Here is a 15,188-nt window from a genome sequence, read left to right on the forward strand (position 1 = left end):
GTCTGGCCAGATGCTTGGTATCTATGACTTTTAATTGGTGAGGTGGTTTTAATTGAGGTTAATACTTTGTAATGAGGCGAAGGTTAATAAAATTATACAAATTGTAAAAAGCGTACACTTGTACGCTTTTTACAAGAAGAAGCGATATTCGGCGGTTATAACGCTGACTTAAATTGCTCAAATTCGGCGGTGATTTCATCGCTTGGTCGAGTGAGTTTACTCACAATTACACCGGCGATAATGGCAAACATAAATCCGGGCAAAATTTCATATAAGTCAAAAATACCGCCAGAAAGTTGCTTCCAAAATACCACGGTTAACGCACCGACGATAATCGTTGCGATAGCGCCATTACGGCTATAGTGCTTCCAAAACAGCGACAAAAGCACAACTGGGCCGAAGGCCGCACCAAATCCCGCCCACGCATAACTCACCAGGTTTAATACACTGCTTTCAGGATTCAAGGCGATAACACCAGCAATCACTGCAATTGCAAGTACGCCCATGCGACCAACCATCATAAGTTCACGATCATCTGCTTTAGGGCGTAACCATTTGCGGTAAAAGTCTTCGGTAATCACACTCGAACACACCAATAATTGAGAATCAATGGTACTCATAATGGCCGATAAAATGGCCGCAATCAGTAAGCCTCCTATCCAAGGATTAAATGCCGCCTGAGCTAAGTGAATGAAGACAGTTTCGGCATTTGCGAGTGGTTCATTGGCAAAATACAATGATCCCGCCAAGCCTGTCGCTAGTGCACCGAGCAGGGATAAAATCATCCAGCTCATGGCAATACGGCGTGACACAGGCAGCGCATCGGCACTACCGATCGCCATAAAGCGCGACAAAATATGTGGCTGACCAAAATAACCTAGTCCCCAAGCCAAGAGTGATAACAAACCAATCACGGTAGTTTTATCGCTGATTAATGCCAGCATGGCAGGATCGATAGATTCAATGCCTGCATGACTCTCGGGATGAGAAAATACCGCAAACGGAATGATCAGCAGGGCAATTAACATCAAACAGCCCTGAAAGAAGTCGGTCCAACTCACGGCAAAAAAACCGCCAATAAAGGTATAACCTACGATAATGGCTGAGCCTATTACCAAGGCTACGTTGTAATCTAAGCCAAAGACTTTTTCGAACAGAATGGCACCGCCCACCATGCCTGAGGAAGCGTAAAAGGTAAAAAACACTAGAATAGTGATCGCGGAAACCAGCTTGAGATAGCCCTGTTTATCGTGAAAGCGTTTCTCGAAAAAGTCAGGTAGAGTGAGGGCGTTATCTGCTAATTGGGTATAAATGCGTAAGCGTTTTGCTACAAATAACCAGTTTAGCCAAGCACCTATCACTAAGCCAATACCAATCCACGCTTCACCTAAACCACCTAAATATACCGCGCCGGGTAAGCCTAACAGTAACCAACCTGACATATCGGAGGCGCCAACGCTGAGTGCGGTTACGGCGGGGCCCATTTTGCGGCCACCTAAAATATAATCATCCACAGTATCGGTAGCACGGTAAGCCCAAAATCCGATGCCCATCATCAATACTAAATAGCCAACAAATGTGATTAAAATTGGGGTTTCAATCGTCATATTGTTTTTATCCCATCTTGTTATTATTAAAAGTGGCAAGCATGCTACCAGATGTTTGAGCAAGAACCCATTAGTAGATGGAGATGTGATCGAAATCCGACCTCCGATCGTGAAAAAATATCGGAGGTGGATTTAAGAAAGGTTTATATATTAGTTGGTTAGATAAAGGTATTGTTGATTTCGTCTTTTACAAAGCTAAGGTCTGCTTGATCCTCACCCACAAGCAAAATATAAGCATCGCGGGTTTCAAATCCCATTCCTTTATATTTGCCATCGGCAAAGGTGTTATCCAGCACCATGCGTTTTTCAATCGGCACAATAAACAGTGTGACTTTGCCTTTTTCTGCTTGTAAAACTAAATGCAGACTCTTAACACCTTGAAAATCACAGTAAGAGGTGTAGTAAACTTTGCCTGGTTGTTCGATAAATTTTGCATTTTGAAGGTTTTTCATCGAGGCAAGCTGCGCATTCACTTGGCTGAAATTGACATTCTGATCAACCTGCAACGCCACTCCTTCATGGTAGACATGGGCTAATGCATGCTCAGCTAAATCCACCGGACCTAAACGTAGCAGGCTAAAACTGATGCCCACGATAAAGGCTATAGAGGCAGCCATCGCCACTAAAAAACCCGTTTGACGGCGCTGTTTGTGGTGTTGTTGTAGTTGTTGGCGTAGGATGAGTTTATCGGCTAAGTCTTCCGGTACTTCCACTTTTAAGGCTTGGTTGAGTTTAGCATCGAAGCGTTTAAGCTCAGAAACAAGGGCCTGATGCTCAGGTTTGGCACGCATTTGCTCAAGAAACTCTGGGTCTTGATTATGAGGATCTTCATAAGCTTGACGTCTAAATTTAAGCTCATCCATTGGATTGACCTCTTACCTCTGTTTTCTCAAGTAATTCTTTCAATTGGTTCCTCGCCCGAAATAAGCGCGTCATTACTGTGTTACGATTCAGTTCCAACAGTTCGGCGATTTCATCCCCACTAAAACCACCAATCAATTGCAGTAGTAATGGCTCTCGATATTCGATATCCAGCTTAGCGATTTGCCTTCTCAACCAGTACTGCTCGGTTTGCTCTTCAGTGCTGGAGGCCATGTGATCTTCTAAGCTGTCTTGTTCGACATCGGCGTAATCAAATTGTTTGCGCTCGAATCGACGGGCATTTTCACGTCTTAAAATCGTGATTAGCCAAGCCTTCGCCGCTTTATCATCCTGAAGGGAATCTAAAGAGCGCCACGCCCGCAAGAAGGTTTCTTGGGTTATATCTTCAGCAACCGGCTTGTCACCGCACAACCAAAAGGCATAACGGAAAATATCGGCGTGCAGCGCCTTGACTAGGCTGTTATATCGTCGTTGTTTACTCAGCATGTCAGAAGAGACCGCAGGCTCAACGGATTTCTTTCGCCAGTTAGTAAACATTTTTTTGATTTTTTCTTTTATTTTACGATTCAAAATATTACACCTTATTCATTCGAGTAAGCCGTCGCGCCGTTTAGGATTAGCCGTTTGGATTTAGCGGCCGTAATGGCGTAGATGGCTGCACCATGGTTTTTAGATTGCCGCTTTTTACCGCGCTTAACAATGCTTTTACCGCGTCAGCCAGTTGTGTACCGCTATTGGCTTTTCCGCCGTAGGCCAATGCTTGTAATTGGCGAATAGCCTCTGCTAATTCATTCGATTGCGCGGCAATTTTATCGAGCGTCATAGGGCGAGCGGCCTGCTCACTAAAGTATTGCTGTAATTGCTGCAAAATATCGCTGACATGACCTCTAGCGCAGGCCTGCTCCAAGCCTTTAAGACCATTGCCAAGGACGAGTGGTTGAGGTTGAACCTGAGTGTTAACAGGTGTTTGGCGCTTAAGTGCACGGCGCCAAGCAACCAAGGTCACGCCCCATGCAATCAATGTTACTAGCCATAGCAGGGCAAACAGATTGGCGCTCCAACTACCTTCATTGCGGGTGCTGGTATTTGCTTGCCAGTTGGGTTCGATGGGCGTATCGACCACGGCGCCACCTTTTACTTCAATAGTGCGAGCGGGCAGGGTCGCGATTTCTTGGCGTTTAAGATGTGGATTCCACCAAGGTACTTTCACTTCAGGTAAGGTAAAAGTGCCTGCTTTACTGGGCACAATCGCTGAGGTAATACTGTATTGGGACACTATCTGCGCGTCACGCACAAAGCTCTGGCGCTGGGGTTTTTCGGGATAGGATTTGAGCTCTGGCGGCAGCCCTTGCACAATATCCGGTAGACTATTCTCATCGGCATTGGATGCCAACAAGGTGATTGTGCGGGTAATGGGACTACCAACAGTAAACTCTTTTACATCCTCAGGAAAACTCTCTTTTAATACTACCAAGTCGGCTACAAGCCATTGCCCCTGGAAGCTTGCTGGGGCCGGATTTACTTGAATGCTTAAGGACGGCGCACCTGCTTGCATAGGACGGCTTTCATTAAAGCCAAACATGCCACCGCGGCGTTGTGATTCTACTAATACATCACCAGAAAAGGTGGCGCCTTTAATGTTCACTTGGCCGGGCAAATCGGGAATGATGCCATAGGTGCGCTCAATGACGCGGTAACGACGGCCATCGATGATCTCCGAGCCGTCTTTATCTTCGCCAATTTGCTTAATCTGCGCGCCTTCGATAACGGGAGCATTAAGCACTCCGCGTTGCAGTTCGACCGCAAGGTAGAGCTTCACTTTATAGGTGATAAGCTGGCCGACGTAGGCCTCATCACTCAATACCTTAGCATCGATAAACAGATTCTTAGCCTGCTCAGGTTGCGCACCGGCTTCGACTACTTTGAGGGGAATTTCGGCGGAGCTGACGCCATCAATACTAAAGGATGGAATGGTCAGTTGACCCTTTTGCTTTGGCGCTAGCAGCACTTGCCAGCGGGTTTCTTTAACCGCGTCAAAGTTCATGATCTGAGTGCTGCGGCTCACGCTGGTGCGACCCACAATAAAATCCTTTAGCAGGATGGAGGTGTCGAGTTTACCTGTGTCGACCTCATCGTCGGCACTGACATTGAGCACAAAGTACTCTCCCTCCATTACTGGATTGCGATCGACCGACGCCTCGAGTTTGCTCAGGGCAAAGGCGGGATTGATAACCGCGATGCAAAGAATGAGGAGGATAAAAAATTGTCTGATTACCACTGTTCGTTATCCCTTGATATTTGGCCATTTTGACGGCGTTTTTGATATTCGAGTTGCATCTTGTTTCGCAGCAACACCTGCGGATCTTCACTCACGCCTCGCAGTGCTCGCTGCATCTCCGCGGGCAAAGGTTCACTGTTACTGGGCGGGGCTTCTAGTGTTTCACTGATGGCGGTTTCAGTGTCTTTATCTGCCTGCGACTGTTTCTCTTTATCCGCTTTTTGCGCTAGGGCTTGTTGCTGTTCTTGCTCAGTGTTGGACTTATCATCCGCAACCTTTGCCTGCATTTGGGCTTCGTTGCTGGCTTGCTCTTCTGCATTATCTTCAGCATTGTTATCGGCGCCATTTTGCTGATTGGCTTCTTGCTGTGCCTGCTGTTGTTCATTTTTAGCTTCTTGCTGATCTCGTTGTGCTTTATCAGCATCTTGCTGTTTATCCTGCGCGCCTGGCTCAGCATTATCCTGCTGCTCGGATGAGGTGTCTTGATCCTGCGACGGTTTTTCGTCCGCTTGGTCGGTATTATTTTGCTGTTGGGACTGTTGCTCTTGAGACTGCTCTTGAGCTTGGTCGTTTTGCGAGGATTGCTGATCTTGCTGCTGGTTTTGTCCTTGCTGCTGATCGTTTTGGTTCTGTCCCTGTTGGTTTTGGTCGCCCTGAGACTGCTGATCTTGGTTGTCAGCATTTTGCTGGGATTGTTGCTGATCCAGCAGTTTTTCCGCTAACTCAAGGTTGGCCTTGGCCTGTGGGAAATCGGGTTGCTTGTCGAGCGCTGCTTGGTACCGTTCTTTAGCTTTATCGGGTTTGCCCATTTGCATCAGCGCGTTGCCTTGATTGTAAAGCCCATTGGCTGAATTATCTTGCTCAAAGGTTTTTAGCGCTTGTTCGAAATTGCCTGCCTTATATTGCGCAGCGCCTTGCCATTGGGGCGTTTCAAATTTTTGGGCGGCATTGGCATAATCTTCGGCTTGATAGGCCCGCATCGCTTGCTGCTCTTGGGTGTGCCAGAGCGAATCCCAGGCGCTGGCGTGGGCGTTTTGCGGCAATGCGCCGAATAATAAACCAGTTAATCCCATCAACAGCCAGTTGGCGAGCATACCTTGCTTAAAGCTCAGCAGGGCAGGAATGAGTAAGAATAAGGCGAGGTAAGGGCCGAGATCCTGCCAGGTTTCACCATCGAGATCCGTGGCTTTGGCATCACCACTATCGCTTAACCAATGTTGAAGTTGGACAAGATCCTCACCATCGGCGCGATTGGGGATCATAGTGCCACTATGGTTATCGGCTAATTTCTGCAGCAAGCCAAAGTCGGTTTTCGCGACGACAACCTCATTACTGCTATCTCGTTGTAGTTGACCATCGGGTAAGCGAATTGGTGCGCCTTGGGGGCTACCAAATCCCATAATCGCGAGGCGATATTGGCTGCCTGATAAGGCTGAGTTGGCCTCATCGAATTGTTTAGGCGTGATGCCATCCGTCATCACAATAATATCGCCACGAAGATGTCCACCCTGTGCCAGCAGGTTTTTGGCTTGAGTTAATGCGGCGGCTAAGTTTGACCCTAACACGGGCATAATCTCAGGGCTTAAGGTGGGTAATAAATTGAGTAGTGTGCCCGTATCGCGGGTTAAGGGGCTTATGGTAAAGGCATCGCCGGCGAAGGCGATGAGCCCGGTTTCCCCTTCTTTTAGGCCGCGTAATAAATCCGTCGCCCTAAACTTGGCTTGGGTTAAACGGTTAGGTGCCAAATCGGTGGCAAACATGGAGACGGACATATCCATCACCAGCACTCGGCCTTGCTCCGCGGCGAAGACGGGCAAAGATTGTTTATTGAGGGCGGGTCCCGCTAACGCTAACACGGCGATAAACCAAGAAAAGGCCAAGATATACAGCGGCCTGCGGGACTTTTGCGCACCTTCTGTGACTAATATTTTGGCCAAATGTGGCGCAATATAACGATTCCATGCACTGTTAGTTGCATGCTGGCGCCAAAGCGTCCATAAAATAATCCCTAACGGCAATAGGGCGAGTAACCATTCAGGACGAATAAAATGCAGGCTCATTAACGGACATTCCCCCGCGGTGTGGCTGATAAAACAAGGGTTTTAGCGCGAGTAAAAAACGGTAACTGCGCTAGTGCAATCCAGAGACTGGTGAGCAGTGCTAATGCGAGCGGCCAGTAAAATAGCTCCGCTTGAGGGCGATAACTGAGTTGATCGCGGCTAACGGGTTCAAGTTTATCGATTTCTTGATAAATCTGCTCTAACTCCTGACTATTACGGGCGCGGAAATAGCGGCCGTGGGTGACATCGGCAATCTGCTGCAGTTGGTTTTCATCCAAATCCATTGACGGATTGACGCGCTCACGACCAAAGAGGGTGCGTCTTTCCATGACATCGGCGCCCACGCCAACGGTATAAATCGTCACTTTACGATTGGCGGCAATTTGGGCCGCTTGCTCAGGATCGATATTGCCGGCGTTGTTTGAACCGTCAGTCAATAAAATCAATACTCTGTTACTCTCATCCATTTTATCGAAACGTTTTACCGCGAGTGCAATCGATTCGCCGATCGCCGTTTGTTTACCAACGAGGCCGATTTGGGCCTCTTTTAAAAACTGGGCAACGGAACGTCTATCTTGAGTCAGTGGTGCCTGTAAATAGGCGTGATCGGCAAATAGAATCAAACCGATACGATCGCCTTTGCGGCGTTCAATAAACTCACTGACCACGTGTTGGATGAGGGTAAAACGGTCGACCACTTTGCCGTCGATCACCATATCTTCAATCTGCATACTGCCGGATAAATCCACCGCCAGCATGAGATCGCGACCTTGGCTAGGGAGCTCAATTGGATCACCAAGCCATTGTGGACGGGCGATAGCAAGCACTAACAAGCACCACATTAACCAATAGCGTTTACGGCTTTGGCGGTTGTGGCTAGTGATATTGGCCTTGCCCGTTTGACTAATACCGGGCAGTTGCAGGCGCGCACCTTCGGCATGTACTGATTGGCGACGCCAAAAAATAAAAGGTAAAGGCAGTAAAATGAATGCAAAAGGCCAGGCTAAAGTTAACATTGCTCCTCCGCAGGCTTTGCTGGAGCCGGTGTTAATGCTGCTGACGTAGCCGGGTTTGGGTTTGTAGCCGCGTGCATTATCGGTGCGCTTAATTTGGCTTTTGAGGCAAACCAGCTGCGGGCGAGGGCCTGTAACTCACGGGCCTCGTCGGCGTTTAGTGGTTTAGCCTGATGGCGCTTTTCCAATAAGGGTCCAATGCGGCCGCGCTGTTTTGCGGGCAAATGGCTATCTAACCAAGTTGCCCAAGCGGGGCCGTCGAGTTTCGCTATTTCTTCCCTTGGTAAGTAACTCAGTGCAGTTCGTTTTAATAGCTGATTGACTTCCGAGGCGTACTGGCTTGAATTGGGGTCAAGTGCTGCAAACAAACCTTGGGCGGCTTTTTTCGGCGCTAAGTAAGCGGCGCGTTTTTTAAGCCAAAGGATCGCGCTGATGATTAGCACCAGCAGGATAGCAAGTACTAACCAATAGCCTACGGCCCATGGCCAAGCACCAATAGGATCGGGGAGAATAATATCCTGCAAATCCGCCAACATGGGATTTGGCGTTACAGCCTTATCCGAGGCTGGCGGTAAAGTTTGTGGGTTCACGCTTTGGACTCACTTATTCTTTCTGTTCATTGTCAACTGAATTGCTTCTCTGCCATGTGGTTACTGCAGCAATGCTAATTGCTCTGCAAGCGGTAAGCCTGCATCGATAAATTGGGTGTGTACCCTAAGCTTTTGCATCATGGTAATAAAGTCATTCTGTTGCTGGTGTTGCAGCGCAAGCCACGCCTGATAGCTATGGCGAGTCAACACTAAGTCTTGCTCCCCATCTCGGACGGGTAAACTGAACTGTTTAGGCAAATTCAGGTTACCTTGCCTCAAAGGGTCTGTTATCAAATACGCGCCAATATCACAGTGGCGTTTGAGTTCTGTCAGCGGCGCGATACATTGCGGCGTAAAATGGCTGCCATCGGTGATGATCCAAATTAATGAGCCCGGTTTAGCGATGCGTTGCAACCGCTGGCAGGCGCGCAGGATATGATCAGGATCGCGCGGATGACTGCCGAGCTGATTGAGTTGCTGCTCGTGCACTCGGCGCAGGCCTGAGATGAGCTGCAATATCCCTTGGCGGCGACTGCGGGGTTTTAATTCAAGGTGCTCCGATTCGCAGGCGATTAAGGCGCCGAGTCGGTCGCCGTGGTTAATTGCGTTCCAGCCAAGCGTGGTAGCCAGATGCCCCGCTTGAACCGACTGTAACAGCAAACTCGAGCCAAAATACAGACTCTGGCTTAAATCGAGCAGCAGCAGAATAGGGCGCTCGCGCTCTTCGATAAAGAGTTTGGTGTGGGTTTGCCCAGTGCGGGCGGTGACGCGCCAATCTATGGTGCGGACATCATCACCTTGCTGATAATGGCGCACTTCGGCAAATTCCATCCCGCGGCCTTTGATTAGACTGCTGCGATGACCTGCCAGATTGGCGCGTGCCCGGCTGTGACGCTCTGGGATCGCCCGAGCTATGGTCTGGCAGGCGAGCAGTTCTTTCTCGGTTAAATGCAACCCGTCGGCAAACAAGGGCAAACCATTAAGAGGTAAGCCATGTTGTGCAACATCATTATGTAGGGATGCGTTTAGCGCACTGTTATTCATTCAAAGTCACTCATTTAAAGCCATTTATTTAACTTAACGTTAGTTTGTTCGCCACCTGAACACATAGCTATGGGACTGTTTTATGGCGTTCAGGTCTAAGGCACGGCGACTTGAGTCAAAATATGGTTAATCACTTGGTCGCGGCTGACCCCTTCGGCCTGCGCTTGATAGCTCAGCAGCAGTCTGTGCCTTAATACATTGGGCGCAACAGCTTGAATATCCTCGGGAGAGACAAAATCGCGCTCGTGTAACCAGGCTCTGGCGCGGGCGCAGCGTTCAAGCGAAATCGTCGCACGAGGACTCACACCGTACTCTAACCATTTGGCCAGTTCGTCGCTGTAACGCGCGGGTTGGCGGGTTGCCATAATAATTTCGACTATGTATTTCTCTAGCGGCTCAGCTAGATAGATTTCCATTGCTTCATCACGGGCGGCAAAAATATCCGCTTGAGCAATCGGCTCTGTGGTTGGCAACTCGTGGGTGAGTGCTTCCTTACGGGATTGACGCAAGATTTCGATCTCAGTGTCGCCACTTGGGTAATCCAAATTCAGGTGCATTAAAAAACGGTCGAGTTGAGCTTCAGGCAGCGGATAAGTGCCTTCGTTTTCCAAGGGGTTTTGCGTTGCCATCACTAAAAATAACGGTGGCAATTTATAACTATTTTTCCCCACAGTCACTTGACCTTCGGCCATAGCCTCTAATAACGCCGACTGCACCTTAGCGGGGGCACGGTTGATTTCATCGGCGAGGATCAGGTTATGGAAAATCGGACCAGCTTCAAATTCAAAGGTACCGGTTTGGGAGCGATAGATATCCGTTCCTGTTAAGTCGGCAGGCAGCAAGTCGGGGGTAAATTGGATCCGGTGAAAATCGCCTTCAACTCCGTCGCAAAGGGCTTTAACCGCGCGGGTTTTGGCAAGTCCTGGTGGACCTTCTACTAATAAATGGCCATTGGCGATGAGGGCAATGAGCAGATTTTCGGTCAGTACTGGCTGCCCTAAAACAACCTTATTTAGGTAAGTGCGTAATGCATGGAAGCGACTCAAAGGCATGATGCTACTCGTTTTTAGGTTGAAAATATCAATTGAAAATACGTGTGTGGGCTTAAGACAACGAATATGGTAAAGAATTCCCTAAGGGTTTGGCTAGTGTTAAAAAAACAAACAGGTGTTTAAAACTTGCTGACAAGAAGTTAGAATCAGATCACACTTTAATGGTCAGACCTGTTATTAGGCTTTTTTGGTGCCAAACAGCAGGGCAAACATGGAAATCGATAGCGCCGCCTGAAATCTCTCAGCGATAGCGCACATAAAGAGGGTGACAAATGAGTGATAGACAACAGGTAACTAATGCAAAGGGTGAGCGTATCGCTATTGTGGCGGGCTTAAGAACGCCATTTGCGAAACAGGCGACCGCATTCCACGGAGTATCGGCGCTCGATATGGGTAAAATGGTGGTTAACGAACTGCTTGTTCGTAGCGAACTGGATCCTAAATTGATTGAGCAACTCGTGTATGGTCAGGTGGTACAAATGCCTGCGGCACCGAATATTGCCCGTGAAATCGTATTAGGAACGGGTATGGATGTGTCTACCGATGCCTATAGCGTGACCCGTGCCTGTGCGACCAGTTTCCAATCCGCGGTGAATGTGGCCGAGTCAATCATGACCGGCAATATCGACATCGGCATTGCTGGCGGCGCCGATTCCTCTTCTGTATTACCTATTGGTGTGTCTAAAAAACTTGCTCATGCTTTAGTCGATCTGAACAAAGCCCGTACATTTGGCCAAAAATTACAGATTTTTCGCCGTTTAGGCATTAAAGATTTATTGCCTGTGCCACCTGCCGTTGCCGAGTATTCAACGGGTTTGTCCATGGGACAAACCGCCGAGCAAATGGCCAAGACTTACAACATCAGCCGCGCCGACCAAGACGCGCTGGCGCACCGCTCCCACACGCTGGCGAGTGAAACTTGGGCTTCAGGCCATCTGCGTGAAGAAGTGATGGTGGCCCATGTCCCACCCTACAAACAGTTTATTGAGCGCGATAATAATATTCGTGAAAACTCCGATTTAAGCTCTTACGCCAAACTGCGTCCCGCTTTCGATAAAAAGCATGGCAGTGTGACTGCAGCGAACAGTACGCCGCTGACCGATGGCGCCTCGGCGATCATTTTGATGAGTGAAGGGCGTGCTAAAGCCTTAGGTTATCAACCAATTGGTTATATTAAGAGCTACGCATTTACCGCCATTGATGTATGGCAAGACATGCTAATGGGCCCATCTTATGCGACGCCATTGGCATTAAAGCGCGCCGGCATGGAATTAGAGGATTTAACCCTCATCGAAATGCACGAAGCTTTTGCAGCGCAAACCCTAGCGAATATGCAGATGTTTGCCTCCAAAAAATTTGCCGAAGAAAAACTTGGCCGCAACCGCGCCATTGGCGACATCGATATGAGCAAATTTAACGTGCTCGGTGGTTCCTTAGCCTATGGCCATCCATTTGCGGCTACAGGTACGCGTTTAATCACTCAGGTTTGTCGTGAACTTAAACGTCGTGGCGGCGGAACGGGTCTGGCAACGGCCTGTGCTGCGGGTGGTCTTGGTGCTGCAATGATTGTGGAAGTGGAGTAATGGCGATGGAAAAGACATTTAATTTAACCCGCCGTGAAGACGGTATCGCCATTCTAACGATGGACGTACCCGGCGAAACCATGAATACCCTCAAGGCAGAGTTTGGCCCTGAGATCAGTGAGATCCTGTCTGAGATTAAACGTGATAGTAGTATCCGTGGCCTAGTGCTGATTTCGGGTAAAAAAGATTCATTTGTTGCCGGTGCTGATATCTCTATGCTCGATGCTTGCCAAACGGCGGGCGATGCCAAAGCCTTATCCCAGCAAGGGCATGTGGTGTTTAACGAGTTAGAAGCCTTAAATATCCCTGTGGTTGCAGCTATTCATGGCGCCTGTTTAGGAGGCGGTTTAGAGCTTGCGCTTGCCTGTCATCAACGTGTATGCAGTGATGATGGCAAGACCATGCTGGGCGTACCCGAAGTGCAACTCGGTTTATTACCCGGTGGCGGCGGTACTCAGCGTTTGCCTCGTTTAGTGGGCATTACCACTGCGCTAGATATGATGTTGACTGGCAAACAAATTCGTCCTAAACAAGCGTTAAAGATGGGCTTAGTCAACGACGTAGTACCACAGACGATTCTACTTCAAACCGCGGTGGAAATGGCGCTTGCGGGTAAGCGCACGGCGAAACCAGTTAAAAAATCGCTGGTCAATCAATTACTCGAAGGCACAGGGTTTGGTCGTAACATTATTTTCGATCAAGCCGCCAAGCAAGTCGCTAAGAAAACCCAAGGTAACTATCCTGCGCCGGCAAAAATTATCGATTGTGTGCGCCAAGGTATGGCGAAGGGGATGCAAAAAGGGCTTGAGGTGGAGGCCAGCCATTTTGCTGAGCTGGTGGTGTCGAAAGAATCAGAGGCGCTACGCAGTATTTTCTTTGCCACCACAGAGATGAAGAAAGAAACTGGCGCCGAAGGGGCAACACCACGTAAAGTCAAAAAAGCCGTGATCTTAGGGGGCGGTTTGATGGGCGGTGGTATTGCTTCGGTAACGACGACTAAGGCTAAAATTCCTGCGCGGGTAAAAGACATTAACGAAAAGGGCTTAAGCAACGCGCTTTCCTACGCCTATAAATTATTGGATAAAGGTGTTAAACGTCGTCATATGACGCCAGCTGCACGCGACAATTTAATGGCGCTGATGACTACAACCACTGAGTATAAAGGCGTTAAAGATGCCGACATCGTTGTGGAAGCGGTATTTGAGGATTTAGCGCTCAAACATCAAATGGTAAAAGACATTGAGCGTGAATGCGGTGAGCACACGATTTTTGCGTCTAACACCTCATCGTTACCCATTGGTCAAATTGCACAAGCGGCTAGCCGTCCTGAAAATGTGATTGGCTTACATTACTTCTCGCCAGTAGAAAAAATGCCGCTGGTGGAAGTGATTTCCCACGCCAAAACCTCCCCAGAAACCATTGCCACCACGGTTGCCTTTGCCCGTAAACAGGGTAAAACACCAATCGTAGTACAAGATGGTGCGGGGTTTTATGTTAACCGCATCCTCGCGCTTTATATGAACGAAGCCGCACAATTGCTGCTAGAAGGGCAAAGTGTTGAACATCTCGATAAAGCGTTAGTGAAGTTTGGTTTCCCCGTTGGCCCTATCACTTTGCTTGATGAAGTCGGTATTGATGTGGGCGCTAAGATCTCTCCCATTCTTGAAAAAGAGCTTGGCGAACGTTTTAAAGCCCCAGCTGCTTTCGACAAGCTGTTAAGCGACGATAGAAAGGGTCGTAAAAACGGCAAAGGTTTTTATCAGTATGGTGTTGCCAGCAAGAAAAAAGCCGTCGATGAAAGTGTGTATGGCGTATTAGGCATCAAGCCTGGTGTCGATAAAGAAATGAGCGCGGTAGCGGAACGCTGTGTAGTGCAAATGCTCAATGAAGCTGTGCGCTGCTTAGATGAAGGTATTATTGCCTCACCGCGCGATGGTGATATCGGCGCTATCTTTGGCATCGGTTTCCCACCATTCTTGGGTGGCCCATTCCATTATATCGATACTTTAGGCGCGGATAACTTAGTCAAAATACTTGAACGTTATCAAACGCAATATGGCGATCGATTTGAGCCTTGCCCACGCCTTAAGGCGATGGCGGTAGAAAAAGCTCGCTTCTTCTAACACTTAGAAGTTTTGGTCAAAAAAGCGGCAATGTTATGCCGCTTTTTTATTGCCTCAAGGCTAAGTTTTGCCTAAAAAACGTTCACATTTATTGGGTGGATCTTGTATTATTGCGTCCTATTACGGCAGTTGTGCTGTTATACCGTATGTGCATATCTGATGTTGATTAATGCTTATAAGTAGCCTCGCTCGGAGTCCATTTGTATAGCAAACTGCTATTTTTGGTTTTCAATATTAGGACTTAGTCGATTAAAGAGGTTGCTGTGGGATTGATGTTTTATATAGTTGCTGCCTTGTCGGTGAGTTGTTCGTGGTGTTTTGGGATTGCGGCTTTTAGAGCTGGGTTATCGGTAAGCTATTGGGCTGTAATGGGATTTATACTAGGGCCCTTAGCATTTCCACTCTTTTCCTCCCATAAGCGTATTGCACTAAGAAGAGTGTGTCAGAGTTCTGACGGAAGTCTAACCGCTTAATATAGATATGATTTGTCGTAAATGTGACTAATAAAAAAGGAGCTTGATGCTCCTTTTTTATTGGTCTAGGCCGCGCGCTAGCTGAGTAGCTCTAGACTATCTAAACGATAATGTTTCCACATTTAGATGGAATTAATTCCACCAACCCTTTGCTGGGATCACTTCAAGGTGGTTTAAGCCTTCTGGTAATTTTACTTTTTTACGAACAGGCTTTGCGAAACCAAGTGCTTTTTTGATTGAATTTAACATATCTCTCTCCTTAGTTCAGAAGATTAGGCAAGATCAATATTTATGAATTTGACATTTGGAGCACCTGCAAGCTGAACAGGCTTGAATTTGACATTTGGGGCACCTGCAAGCTCAACAGGCTTGAATTTCACATTGGGGGCACCAGCGAGTTCAACAGGCTTGAATTTCACATTGGGGGCACCAGCGAGTTCAATAGGCTTAAATTTCACATTGGGGGCACCAGCGAGTTCAATA

General features: G+C 48.1%; 11 protein-coding genes and 1 pseudogene. 2 read left to right on the forward strand and 10 right to left on the reverse strand.

Annotated elements, in window-relative coordinates; genetic code table 11:
* Positions 1 to 155: 155 nt before the first annotated feature.
* From putP to SHEWPOL2_RS11130, 9 genes are all read right to left on the reverse strand, one after another.
* Positions 156 to 1,607 carry a sodium/proline symporter PutP gene (putP, locus tag SHEWPOL2_RS11090; protein WP_037428237.1) on the reverse strand — a complete coding sequence of 484 codons (1,452 nt, stop codon included), beginning with the start codon at positions 1,605 to 1,607 and terminating at the stop codon, positions 156 to 158.
* A gap of 158 nt (positions 1,608 to 1,765) precedes the next feature.
* A complete protein-coding gene (locus tag SHEWPOL2_RS11095; RefSeq protein WP_037420207.1) occupies positions 1,766 to 2,470 on the reverse strand; it encodes a DUF3379 domain-containing protein in 705 nt (234 codons plus the stop codon).
* On the reverse strand, positions 2,463 to 3,026 hold the full coding sequence (locus SHEWPOL2_RS11100; protein ID WP_037428248.1) for a sigma-70 family RNA polymerase sigma factor: 564 nt from the start codon (positions 3,024 to 3,026) through the stop codon (positions 2,463 to 2,465). Before SHEWPOL2_RS11100 ends, SHEWPOL2_RS11095 begins: the two co-directional genes overlap by 8 nt.
* Positions 3,027 to 3,105: 79 nt before the next feature.
* Entirely contained in the window at positions 3,106 to 4,767 is a 1,662-nt protein-coding gene (locus SHEWPOL2_RS11105) for a BatD family protein (protein ID WP_037428238.1), read from the reverse strand.
* Entirely contained in the window at positions 4,761 to 6,827 is a 2,067-nt protein-coding gene (locus SHEWPOL2_RS11110; RefSeq protein ID WP_037428240.1) for a VWA domain-containing protein, read from the reverse strand. Before SHEWPOL2_RS11110 ends, SHEWPOL2_RS11105 begins: the two co-directional genes overlap by 7 nt.
* Entirely contained in the window at positions 6,827 to 7,843 is a 1,017-nt protein-coding gene (locus tag SHEWPOL2_RS11115) for a VWA domain-containing protein (RefSeq protein WP_037428241.1), read from the reverse strand. Before SHEWPOL2_RS11115 ends, SHEWPOL2_RS11110 begins: the two co-directional genes overlap by 1 nt.
* Positions 7,837 to 8,430, reverse strand: coding sequence for a DUF4381 domain-containing protein (locus SHEWPOL2_RS11120; RefSeq protein WP_037428243.1), 594 nt, complete (start codon positions 8,428 to 8,430; stop codon positions 7,837 to 7,839). The genes SHEWPOL2_RS11115 and SHEWPOL2_RS11120 overlap by 7 nt, the downstream gene beginning before the upstream one ends.
* 60 nt (positions 8,431 to 8,490) lie before the next feature.
* Positions 8,491 to 9,474, reverse strand: a complete 984-nt coding sequence (locus tag SHEWPOL2_RS11125; protein ID WP_037420190.1) for a DUF58 domain-containing protein — start codon at positions 9,472 to 9,474, stop codon at positions 8,491 to 8,493.
* A gap of 95 nt (positions 9,475 to 9,569) precedes the next feature.
* Positions 9,570 to 10,526 carry a MoxR family ATPase gene (locus SHEWPOL2_RS11130; RefSeq protein ID WP_037420187.1) on the reverse strand — a complete coding sequence of 319 codons (957 nt, stop codon included), beginning with the start codon at positions 10,524 to 10,526 and terminating at the stop codon, positions 9,570 to 9,572.
* Positions 10,527 to 10,798: 272 nt separating this feature from the next.
* Here SHEWPOL2_RS11130 and fadI point away from each other — a divergent pair, with 272 nt between their 5' ends.
* Entirely contained in the window at positions 10,799 to 12,109 is a 1,311-nt protein-coding gene (gene fadI, locus SHEWPOL2_RS11135; protein ID WP_037428244.1) for an acetyl-CoA C-acyltransferase FadI, read from the forward strand.
* Between the two features lie 5 nt (positions 12,110 to 12,114).
* Positions 12,115 to 14,232 carry a fatty acid oxidation complex subunit alpha FadJ gene (gene fadJ, locus SHEWPOL2_RS11140; RefSeq protein WP_037428249.1) on the forward strand — a complete coding sequence of 706 codons (2,118 nt, stop codon included), beginning with the start codon at positions 12,115 to 12,117 and terminating at the stop codon, positions 14,230 to 14,232.
* A gap of 745 nt (positions 14,233 to 14,977) precedes the next feature.
* Here the strand turns inward: fadJ and SHEWPOL2_RS11155 are convergent.
* Positions 14,978 to 15,188 (reverse strand): annotated as a pseudogene (locus SHEWPOL2_RS11155) (hypothetical protein); the annotation flags it as partial.

It is taken from the genome of Shewanella sp. POL2 (assembly GCF_000282755.1).
GTDB lineage: Bacteria > Pseudomonadota > Gammaproteobacteria > Enterobacterales > Shewanellaceae > Shewanella > Shewanella xiamenensis.